The sequence below is a fragment of the Pedobacter albus genome, assembly GCF_036324255.1.
GTDB lineage: Bacteria > Bacteroidota > Bacteroidia > Sphingobacteriales > Sphingobacteriaceae > Pedobacter > Pedobacter albus.
In genome coordinates, this window is sequence record NZ_JAZDQT010000001.1 from 1,425,850 (window position 1) to 1,436,913 (window position 11,064).

An 11,064-nucleotide genomic window follows, 5' to 3' on the forward strand; every position below is an offset into this window, starting at 1 on the left:
ACTATCGACCATGGACTATCGACTATGGACTTATAACCTACTCCCGAGGGTTCCAGCCGTTCAGTATTTTTGCTAAGGTATATTCCTGAACTTGTTTTTCATCAAGCTGGTGCGACCATTTTACCCTGCCTGTGGGATTGGCGCCTGGCCCTGTGCTTTTGTATTCGGCATAGTAAGCGGTTTGCTGGTTGCTTTCCTTGCCCCAATTGTCCCAACCTTCGGCTTTGATCATTTTGCCCAAATTGCAGTTGAGAAATACCGCTTTGGCATAAGGGCGCCACGGACGGCCCAAGAAATAGGAGTTTTCGGGTGCATCGCCAACAATGCGACAGTTCATAAACACGTAACCATATTTAACGGTATCGGGCGAAGAAGAGGCCGTAATGTATCCTGCTTTTTTGCAGAAGATCTCGCAATCGTCGAAAACCGCGGTTGAGGCCCCAAAAATAAAATCGACCGTACCTTCGATATAGCATTTGTAGTAATACTGTCTGCTGCCATAGCCATAAGTGTACAAGGTATCTTGAAAGCCCAGCATGCGACAATTGGTAAATTTGGCCTTATCGCCTGCCACAAAAAGGGCTACCGCTTGGCCCACCGGTCCGGCTGAATTTTGAAAAGTGATGTTTTCGGCCGTGAAATTGGGGCCATAGATGTAAAAACTCGAAGAACCCGAGGTGCCTTTTTCTTCGCCGAAGGCATTTTTGCGCTGTGCCCAATCGTCGAAGGTTAAAATGGTTCTGGCTACGTCTTCGCCAATTAGCTTGACAAACTGTTTAGAATGCGAAAGGTTCAGCTTCTCTTTGTAAACGCCGTTTTTAATGAAGATGGTTGTCGTAACCTTTCTAAAATCGGGAACGGCATTCAAGGCTTCCTGTACGGTTTTGAACTGTCCGCTTCCATCTTGCGCCACCACAAAATCGTACTTTTGCGCTTGCGCGATTGCAGTTATTGCGCAATAAAAAAATAACAGCAGTGCTTGCTTCATCTTATAGTTTTTTCATTGCATTAAACACTAATTGTGCAACGGCAACAGCACCTTCACGTTGGAAATGCGTGTTGTCTTTTTGTCCTTCGGGATAGCCCGGATAAAGTCCCTTGTCAAAATTCATAAAATATTTCGAGCTTACGTAAGCCTGTCCTTTGGCTGTAAAAGCATCGATAGACAATTGGGTCAGGTCGATCAATTTGACGTTGAGCTCTTGAGCCACTGCTTTAACCGCATTGGGATATTCGCCATGCACATTACTTAATTTGCCATCTTTCCAAGGGTAATTTCTGTTAACCGGTGTAATAAGCACTGGTATGCCCCCTTTTTCGCGGGTTTGGGTTACATACAAACGCAGGTACTCTTTGTAGCCGCTAATATTTACATAGCGTTCGGGCTTATCAACCGCTGCATCGTTATGGCCAAACTGTATCATCACAACATCGCCTTTTTGCAACGACTTCAATACTTCGGCCCAACGGCCTTCTTCAAAAAAAGTGCGGGTGCTTCGGCCACCGCGGGCTTTGTCGAGCACCACAACACTATCTGCGTTGATGAAATTTTTAATCTTTGCCAAACTATCCTTCCTAAAAAAAGGCTGAAACACCTGCCCCCAGCCATTTAAGGGATATTTCTTTTCCATATAGCCCGAATCCAGGGTATAATCGGCAACCGTCGAATCGCCGATGAGGTAAATATGCACCGGCTTTTTAGCTGGCCTCAAAGATAAAAGGGCCACTACCAAAATAGACAAAGTGAATTGAATGGCGATTTTCATGCTATTTTTTAAGGTATTTTGTCAAATCTGTATGGGTTTCTTTAATTCCTTCGGCCACCAAACCTGCTACGGCCTTTGCGCCCTCTGGACTTAAATGGGTATCGTCTTTTTTGCCATCGGGATAGTTGACATGACCCGGTTCTACATAATTGAAAAGCTTTTTAGAAGCCTCGTCGCCAAGGCCTACAATCAATTTTTCGGTTTTGCGCTGCATGTCTATCAAGGGCAAATGCAATGAATCGGCCAGTTTCCGCACTACATCGGGATAGCCCAAATGGGTATCTTTAAAAACACCATTCTTAAAACTGCGGCGCATAATGGGGGTCAACAGTATTGGATTGGCCTTTTTAGCCTGTGTTTCTTGCACAAATTTGATCAAATTGGCTTTGTATTCGACCAAGGTAGTGCCTACTTCGGGCTTGTCGGTTTTTTCGTCATTGTGTCCAAATTCGATGAGCACAAAATCGCCTGGTTGCAACTTGTCTGCAACGGCTTGCCATTTGTTTTCGTTAATGAACGATTTGGTGCTGCGACCGTTTACAGCGCGATTGTCTACTGTAATTCCATCGGTTAAAAAAGATCCGATTTCCATTCCCCAACCGGTTTCTGGAAAAGCCTTGGGCTGTTTATTGGCCGCTGTCGAATCGCCGATGATGTACAACACCGGCTTTGCTTTCTGAGCAGTTATTGTGGCAACTCCAAAAAAGGCTGTCAACAACAAAAGAGATTTGAACGATTGTAGGTACATGATAGTTGAGCAAAAAAGATGGAGCCCAAAAGCTCCATCCCTGTTTATTTTAATAAGTCCATCTAGGGTCGCCGAGGGCGATGCTGGTGCTGCTTGCCGTTCTTACCGGCGAACCTACCGGCAAAGTAAAAGTTGTGGTGGCGGCAGTCCAACCTAAATCTACTGCTATATTTCCGGTTTGGGTAACCGTTGCAGGGAACGTCAAAGCGACATTCCCTGTCAAGGCATTATACAAACCAAATGTATTGTTGTAAGAAAACACCGAAGTTGAACCTGTACCGCTAGACCTTATGGCGGCGGCATTTACAGTTCCAGATTTTGGCGTATTGGCCACAATGCTGTTTTGTAGGCTAAAACTGATCGGGTTGGCATTCGCATCCAACAAGGCATATTTGGCGTTGCCACCAAAGCCGTTAAATGTAGAATAGCTGATGTTAACCACCGGAATGGTTGCGCCCGCATAAGTTGTACTTGCGGTAACCAGACCCGGGCCTGCGTTGTAGAACGTAGATTTTGAAATGGTTAGCGTAGTAAATTCCAGTTTGTTAAGATGGAAAGTGTAGTAGTTTGACGAACCATTGGCGCCCATATCGTAAACGATAGAATTGTTTACCGTAATGCCCGTGATTTTGAAATCTCTGGCGGCACTGGCCCTATCTGCACGCAAGAATGCGGTGGTAGCGGCATGTACGATGCAATTATCAACCACTACGTTGGTAAAGGTAGCAGCCGAAGCGTTGTTGGCCTGCGAACCAATAAAGTTCAGGAAGTAAAGCGCTACGCCCGTTGTGCCATCCAATTCCAATCCGGAGAAGGTGATACCTGCTCCCGTGCCTTCCAAATCGAATTCCTTAAAGTTGATCTTGGTATCGCTTGGGGTACCTGAAGTCGATTTTAGGGTAATGGTTTTACCCGTAATAAAAGTGGCCAAGGTGGTTAAATTATACGTACCCGGATTCAATCCGATTACGGCGCCATTGGCTGCCGAAGTAATCGCCGCCGCCAAATCATCGCTTGGCGAAAGTTTAACGCTATAGGTAGTTACCGGCAGTGTAGTAAAGGTCAAAATACCTTTGCTTTTGGTGCCTGCAAAAAGCTCGGCCGTATATTTTACATTGCCTGTTAATCCGGTTATGTTCTTCAGCTTAGCCGTGATGTCTGTTGAAGTTAAAGCTACGGTAACGGCTGTGCCTCCCTCTGGAGTTACCTTGATGCTGCTTAGGGTGGCATCAGCGGCAAAACGCAAAGTAACCGAAGTTTCTCGTATTTCGCTTTCGCGTACCGGGTTTTCGAACAATTGGATGCCCGTTAAGGTAAACGAAGAACTGACTACATATTTCGATTCGGGCTGGTCGCCATAGGCATTGGCCTTGATGCGGGCATAGTAAGGTATACGAACCGCAATGTTATCGTCGGTTACGGTAATGCCTGCCGTATCAACCACTTTGGTGTAGGCAATGGTGGCAAAAGTCTGGTCGGTAGAAAAATCGACCGTATAAGTCAAAGGTTTTCCGGCAGCAAACAAGGGAACAGCCCATTTGAGTTTGGCCGAAGTTTGGCCCGCACTGATGGAAACATCGCTGGCTTTGAACAAGCGTTGAGGCCCCAGATTGTCGTTTTCGTTCTTTTTGCAAGAGGCCATCAAAACAACCGCTGCAAATAACAGCAACAGTTTGGTGCTGGTTTTATGGATAAAAGTCTTCATTGCATTTAATTTTTTAGCGTTAATAACCATAGTTCTGTACCATGTTCGGATTTTCGTTCAGCGCTGTTTTCGGGTAAGGGAACAGCTCTTTCTTGTTCGCTTCGAAATAAGTGGCAAAACCTGTGGAGATACCGGTAACCGCATTGTCTTCTGTTAGCGCCTTTCTCCAATTCTTTAAGGTATAACCTGTTGGCGCCGTAGAAGAACCCAAGCCCGGTGCAAACAATACGGTAGATGGCGCACCGCCATACAAATCCAAACTGGCTACTTCGGTAACGCTTGGCGTGAGGTTATAATTCGATTCTTTGGCATATACATACAAAGGCACATTGGCATAAGCGCCTTCGCCATTAATCAACTGGCGCAGTTTGGTACGGGTTTCGGTAAACTTGCTGTCGATCAAGTTCCACCTGATCAAATCGTATTTTCTCATGGCTTCGCCACCAAACTCCAGCAAACGCTCTTTGACTAGCGCATTAAAGAAACCGGCCTTATCGGTTGGCGTAGCCGGAATTGAATTTTCATAACCTGCATAGGCTCTTTTCTGCACTCTTTGCAAAGCTTCAACAGCTTCGGGAGTTGGCCCATTATTGATTTCGTTGGCTGCTTCTGCGTACATCAGCAGTACATCGGCAAAGCGCAGCAAGGGCCAGTTGATGGCAAAGTTTTGCGACGACGAAGAACCGTTAAAAGCTGTCCACGATTTTCTGAACTTGGCATCGGTAAAGTTGTTCAGCGTGTTGATGAGTTTTTTCGAATTTGCCGTAATCTCGAAAACGCCAATAGTTACATCCCTCCTACAGTCTTTTATTGGATCAAACTCGTAAAAATAAGTCGGGATGGCATTCATGCCACCGCCACCCGAGCCATAGGTTGAAGCCGCATTGAAACGGATACCATTGTAATAGCCCAATTTGCTATCGGTTGAGGCATTGCTACCAAAGGCGGCTACCTCAAACATCAGTTCGTGGGCATCGTCTATACGGGTACCGTGCAAGGTTTTAAATACGTTTTCGTAAACCGGATTAAGCGAATGCTGGGTTGGATTGTCCATAATATCCTTGCACTCGTCTAAAGCGATCTGGTAATATTTCAGGTAATCTGGATTTCTTTCCATCAAATGCGATTTGCTTCTCAATGAATAACCGCCCCTAGCCAAAGCAATCCTGGCTCTTAAGCCTTTGATGGCTCCTTTGGTAAAACGGAAGCTGCCATAATCGGCAACGGCCGAGCGCCATGGCACCAAATCTTCGGCCAGCTTCAAATCGGCTAAAATCTGGTCGTAGGTCTGGTCCCTGTCGGCATTAGCCGGAAACAGGTTATCGGTATAAGCAGCTGGTACAAAACGCTGAGGCACATCGCCCCAGTTGCGGATCAGTTCGAAATAAAACTGTGCCCTTAAAGCCAAAGCCTCTCCATAATAGCGTTTCATCAAAGCCTGATCGCTGGCCGAACCACTTTGGTAAATGGTTGAAGCCGGAATAAACTTGATGCACAAATTGGCCCTTTCGATGCCCGAATACAATTGGGCAAAAGGATTGATCAAATCGGTATTGTCTGAACTGGCGCCGTACATGCTCAGGCCGCGCCTGTCTGACGAGGCATAGCTTCCAGAAGTTTTAAAATCGTCGGCAGTAATGCCAAACAAGGTCGAAATACGGCTTCCATAGCCATTATCGCCACAAAGCCTGTTGTAAACGCCTATGAGGGCCGAATTGGTATAGGTAGTGCTTTCAAAAACCGTGGCTTCCGATGAGGAAGAATCCGATTCGTAATCGAGCACCTTTTTACAGCTTGGGGTAAGGGTAATTGCTCCAATAGCTACAACTAAAAAAGCAATCTGATATTTAATTTTTTTCATTGTCGTAAGTATTGAGGATTAGAAAGTTAAGTTTAAGCCTGCCAAAACAAACCTGCTGCGCGGATAGGCCGCATAGTCGATGCCTGGCGTTAACGGATTTGAACGACGGGTATTGGCCTCAGGATCGTAACCCGAATAATTGGTAAACGTGTAAAGATTGTTTACGGTGGCATAAACCCTTAACCTCGAAATAAAGCCAGTCTTTTTAAGCATTTCGCTTGGCAAGGTATAACCCAGCGTAATGTTGGTAATACGTAGGAAAGAACCATTTTCGATGGCATACGAAGTCAATGCATAGTTGCCTGTGGTCGGTGTCCATAGCGTGGTATTGGCATTCATGGCCGTGAGCTGCACCGGATCGGTTACTTTTACGCCATTGGCATCGAAGTTTCTCCACCTGTTGTTCATTACGGCCAACAGGTTGTTGTCTTTTACGTTGTATTGCGAAGTAAATTCTACTTTGTTGGCATTGTAAACCTTGTTGCCTACCGAGAAGTTCATGAATACGGTTAAATCGAAATTTTTATAGGCAAACTGGTTGTTAAAACCGCCTGTAAATTTAGGTTGCGAGGTACCCAACACGGTTTTGTCATCGTCGCCAATCAGCATGCTCGACGAGCTCGACAGCTTTTTCACCTTCATATCGCCGGGTTGCGGATCTTTGTTGCCCAACAGCACACGGCTATTGGCAATGCCTGGTTTAAGGGTATAGGTATAAACACCAGTGGTCGTATTTTGGGTGTAGGTAAAGTCATCAACGGTATAACGGCCATCAGATACGAAGCCGTAGAATTGGCCCACCGGCTTGCCTACTTCAACCTTGAAATCAGCCAAGCTGTTTACCCAGCCCGATTGTGCTACATAAGATTGTACGCCGTTTTGCAATTCCAATATCTTGTTTTTGTTAAACGAGAAGTTGATGCCGGCATTGTAGGTGAAATCCCTTGTTTTAACCACTTGTGCGTTCAACTGGATTTCCAAGCCCCTGTTTTGGGTCTTGCCCACATTTTGCTGCTGGGTGTTGTAGCCGTTTATTGGCGGAATATTGGCATTGAGCAATAAATCTTTGGTGCGGTTGTCGTACAAATCCAAGGCTAATGAAACGCGATTTTTGAACAAATCGATGTCAAAGCCCAAGTTGCCCGAAATGTTTTTCTCCCAAGTAATGTTAGGGTTGGCCAACACGCTGCCTGCAATAAGGCCTGTAGTAACCGAACCATCGGAAGCGGCATAGCCACCTGCCGTAGAGTTGGCCGTAAACAAGGTACGGAACAAATCTTGACCAATCCTGTTGTTGCCGGCAATACCGTAACTGGCGCGTACTTTAAGGTTGCTTAGCCAATCCCATTTCAAATCTTTGATGAAATCTTCTTCAGATGCCCTCCAAGCTAACTGCGCCGAAGGGAAATTGCCCCAGCGCTTGCCTTTGGCAAAAAACGACGATCCATCTCTACGGAAGTTCAAGGTAGCCAAATACTTGCCTAAATAGCCATAAGAAGCCCTGGCAAAGAATGAAAGCTGACGCGAACCCGAAATAAGCGAGGTTGGCTTGTCTTGTACCGAACCTACTGGCGGTTCTGCCTTTTGGATGCTGGCAAAAGCCTCGTCGGCAGAAATGTTGATGGGGAACCATTTGATGGTGCTGCTGTTCGATTTGATGTCTGATTTATTCAGCTCTTCACCTACCAAAAGATCTAAGCTGTGGTCTTTGCCCAAATTTGGCTTGTAGTTTACCGTATTGGTGTTGATGAAAGTCTGTAGGTTCGAATTATCCAGCGTAATGGCTGGCAAACCGGCATTGTTTCTGGCCAAACCGCTTAACGGACCGTTAAAGCCATTGGTTTTCCTGTCGGTAAAGTTCATACCCAAGGTCGACCTGAAATTCAGGTTTTTCAGAATCTGATAGCTTACATAACCGCTGCTGATCAAATCGTTGCGGTAATCGTACTTCAACTCTTGGTGTGCCAATGAAATCGGATTAGATAACTGCGTAGCCAGGTAATCGGCATCAAACAAATCGCCCGAATCAGAACCACCCGAATAAGGCTGGTAACGTACCGAGTTTCTTAAACGGTTGGTACCTTGCGAGCCAGTGCTCGAAGTACCTACGCCGTCAACGCGTTGGCGACTGTAGCGCACGTTAACACCTACACGGAACTTATCAGAAATGCGATGATCGAAACGGAACGAGGCAAAAGTACGACGGAAACCCGATTCGAGCATAATGCCGTCTTCCTGCATGTTGTTGAGCGTAAAATTGTACGTGGTTTTATCTGTACCGCCTGAAAGGTTCAGGATTTGGGTATTGGAAAATGCCTGACGGCCAAATACTTTATCCTGCCAATCGATATTGGGAATGTTTTTATAGATGTCCAGGTCATCCCAAGTGCCGTATTTTTTGGTAAAAGCATCTTTTACATCTTGGGCGGTATTGTTGTTGTACAGTTCGTATTGGTAAGTTACAAACTCGTAAGGGTTCATCACCTTCAGTTCGTTTACAATCTGTCTAACGCCGGCATAGCCTTCTAGCGAAACGATGGTTTTGCCATTTTTACCGCTTTTGGTGGTGATAATGACTACCCCGTTGGCGCCACGGCTACCATAAATGGCTGTAGAAGCTACGTCTTTGAGCACATCAATCGATTGAATTTCGTTTGGCGACAAAACCGACAAAGCGTTTTCTACCTGAATTCCATCTACGATGTAAAGTGGAGAATTGTCGCCGGTTAACGAACTGCCGCCCCTAACCCTGATCTGAATTTCGGCGCCTGGGCTACCTTCGGTGGTGGTTACGGTTACACCGGCCAGCTTTCCGGCCAAGGCTTCGGCCGCCGTACCTACCGGAAAACCTGCGAGGTCTTTATCGGTTACCGAAGAAACAGAACCCGTAAGGGCCTCCTTGCGTACGGTGCCGTAACCAATGTTGACCACTACTTCGTTCAAGGTGGTTGCGTTTTCTTCTAAAGCAACATTAACCTGTTTTTTATCGCCTACTTCAACTTCTTTTTCGTTGTAGCCGATGTACTTTACCACCAAAGTGGTGTTACCTGTAGCAGGAATAGCGAGTTTAAAAACACCATTGGCATCGGTACTGGTAGCGATTTTAGTGCCTTTGATCATTACCCCTACACCGGGTAGCGTTGAACCGTTGGCCTTATCGGTTACCGTACCCGATATTTGTCTGGTTTGTGCCTTGGCTAAACTGATGCCCATAGCAAGCACACAAAAGAACAGTAAAACTTTTTTCATACATTATTAGGTTATTTGGTTGTTTCCGGTCGACCTTTAGAGTCTTCCATTAACAAGTCTACATTGTTTTTCTTAGAATGTAAGTGGGCTACAGGGTATAAATTTGTGCAATCGTTCCCGACAACGTTGCCAAAATCCAATCAAAAAAGTTATATTTAAACTTGTAAGAAAATCGTATTCTTATCAAATCATTTTTTTATCCTCAAAAACCGTATAATTTATAGCGTTGAAGCATGTTCGAGCCCGTAACCATAAAAGATATTGCCAAGGCCTTAGGCCTATCCACTTCTACCGTTTCAAGAGCATTAAGAGATACCCACGAAATTAGCCCCGCCACCAAGAAAATGGTGCTCGATTATGCCAAGGAAATCGGCTATCAGCCCAACCCCATTGCGCTCAGTTTAAAGGAAAGACGAAGCAAATCTATTGGCGTGGTGGTGAGCGAAGTGGCCAACAGCTATTTTTCGCAAGCCATTAACGGCATCGAATCTATTGCCTACGACCGAGGCTACCACGTTATCATTTCGCAAACGCACGAATCGTACGACCGCGAAGTGGTGAACGTACAACACTTGGCCTCACGCTCTGTTGACGGGCTTTTGGTTTCGCTATCCTCACAAACCAATGATATATCGCATTTAAAACAGCTGCACGACAAGGGCTTGCCCATGGTGTTTTTTGACCGCGTAGCGGAAGAAATCAATACGCATAAGGTTATTGCCAACAACGAAAAGGGAGCTTATGAGGCTACGGCACACCTGATCAGGTCGGGCTATAAGCGCATTGCGCATTTAACCAGCTCTAGCCAGCTTTCGATCAGCATTGAGCGCCTATCGGGCTACGAAGCGGCGCTGAACGATCACGGCTTAACGGTAAATGCCGACTATATTAAACATTGCCCGCACGGAGGCATGATTTACGAGGAAACCGAAAGCAAGATCAAGGAACTGTTGGCCCTGGATGAAAAACCGGATGCCATATTTGTAGCTGGCGATAGGTTGAGCACGGGTTGCTTGAGCGTTTTCAAAAACCTCAGCATTTCGGTTCCTGGCGATATGGCCATTGCCGGTTTCAGCAATTCTGATGTGCTCGATTTGTTTAATCCTTCGCTCACCTCAGTACGCCAGCCCGCCTTCGAAATTGGCAAATTGGCCACGCAAATGCTCATCCAGCTGATTGAAGCGAAATACCCGGTTGAAGAATTTGAGAAAAAGGTATTAGATACGGAATTGTTTGTGCGAAATGCCTAATTTTTGGGCGATTGTTCAATTGTTATATTCTTCAATTGCTACATTGCTATATGGTTAAATTGTTGTTTGGTCAATTATGAATTTACAAACAACACTTGCGAAGTTTTAAAAACTTCGCAAGTGTATATCTCGAGCCAAATCATAAGCTAAGTCCATAACGCTTAAAAGATAATCGGAAACCCATAAGCTGGTCGGGATGTGCCATCTCGACCTCCATAGCTTAGGATTTATAATCCTGCTACTCTTGGCAGATTGCAAATCCGCAGGTAAACCAGTCAGGAAAGCATTTCCTGACTAACCTTTGCGAACAACACTTGCGAAGTTTTTGAAACTTCGCAAGTGTATATCTCGAGCCAAATCACAAGCTAAGTCCATAACGCTTAAAAGATAATCGGAAACCCATAAGCTGGTCGGGATGTGCCATCTCGACCTCCATAGCTTAGGATTTATAATCCTGCTACTCTTGGCAGATTGCAAATCCGCAG

At 45.6% G+C, this 11,064-nt stretch carries 7 protein-coding genes; 1 reads left to right on the plus strand and 6 read right to left on the minus strand.

Annotated elements, in window-relative coordinates; translation table 11 throughout:
- Positions 1-37 precede the first annotated feature (37 nt).
- The 6 genes from VRU48_RS06030 to VRU48_RS06055 all read right to left on the minus strand — a co-directional run bounded on the left by VRU48_RS06030 (position 38) and on the right by VRU48_RS06055 (position 9,329).
- Positions 38-988 (minus strand): pectinesterase family protein, encoded by a 951-nt coding sequence (locus VRU48_RS06030; protein ID WP_330107021.1) that lies wholly within the window; start codon positions 986-988, stop codon positions 38-40.
- 1 nt (position 989) lies between these two features.
- Positions 990-1,766 carry a rhamnogalacturonan acetylesterase gene (locus VRU48_RS06035; protein WP_330107022.1) on the minus strand — a complete coding sequence of 259 codons (777 nt, stop codon included), beginning with the start codon at positions 1,764-1,766 and terminating at the stop codon, positions 990-992.
- A gap of 1 nt (position 1,767) precedes the next feature.
- Positions 1,768-2,484, minus strand: a complete 717-nt coding sequence (locus VRU48_RS06040) for a rhamnogalacturonan acetylesterase (protein ID WP_330107023.1) — start codon at positions 2,482-2,484, stop codon at positions 1,768-1,770.
- A 79-nt stretch (positions 2,485-2,563) separates the two neighbouring features.
- Positions 2,564-4,219 (minus strand): hypothetical protein, encoded by a 1,656-nt coding sequence (locus VRU48_RS06045; RefSeq protein WP_330107024.1) that lies wholly within the window; start codon positions 4,217-4,219, stop codon positions 2,564-2,566.
- A gap of 19 nt (positions 4,220-4,238) precedes the next feature.
- Positions 4,239-6,080, minus strand: a complete 1,842-nt coding sequence (locus tag VRU48_RS06050; protein ID WP_330107025.1) for a RagB/SusD family nutrient uptake outer membrane protein — start codon at positions 6,078-6,080, stop codon at positions 4,239-4,241.
- An 18-nt stretch (positions 6,081-6,098) separates the two neighbouring features.
- Positions 6,099-9,329, minus strand: coding sequence for a SusC/RagA family TonB-linked outer membrane protein (locus VRU48_RS06055; RefSeq protein ID WP_330107026.1), 3,231 nt, complete (start codon positions 9,327-9,329; stop codon positions 6,099-6,101).
- Between the two features lie 233 nt (positions 9,330-9,562).
- Here VRU48_RS06055 and VRU48_RS06060 point away from each other — a divergent pair, with 233 nt between their 5' ends.
- Positions 9,563-10,579 carry a LacI family DNA-binding transcriptional regulator gene (locus tag VRU48_RS06060; protein WP_330107027.1) on the plus strand — a complete coding sequence of 339 codons (1,017 nt, stop codon included), beginning with the start codon at positions 9,563-9,565 and terminating at the stop codon, positions 10,577-10,579.
- Positions 10,580-11,064: the final 485 nt, after the last annotated feature.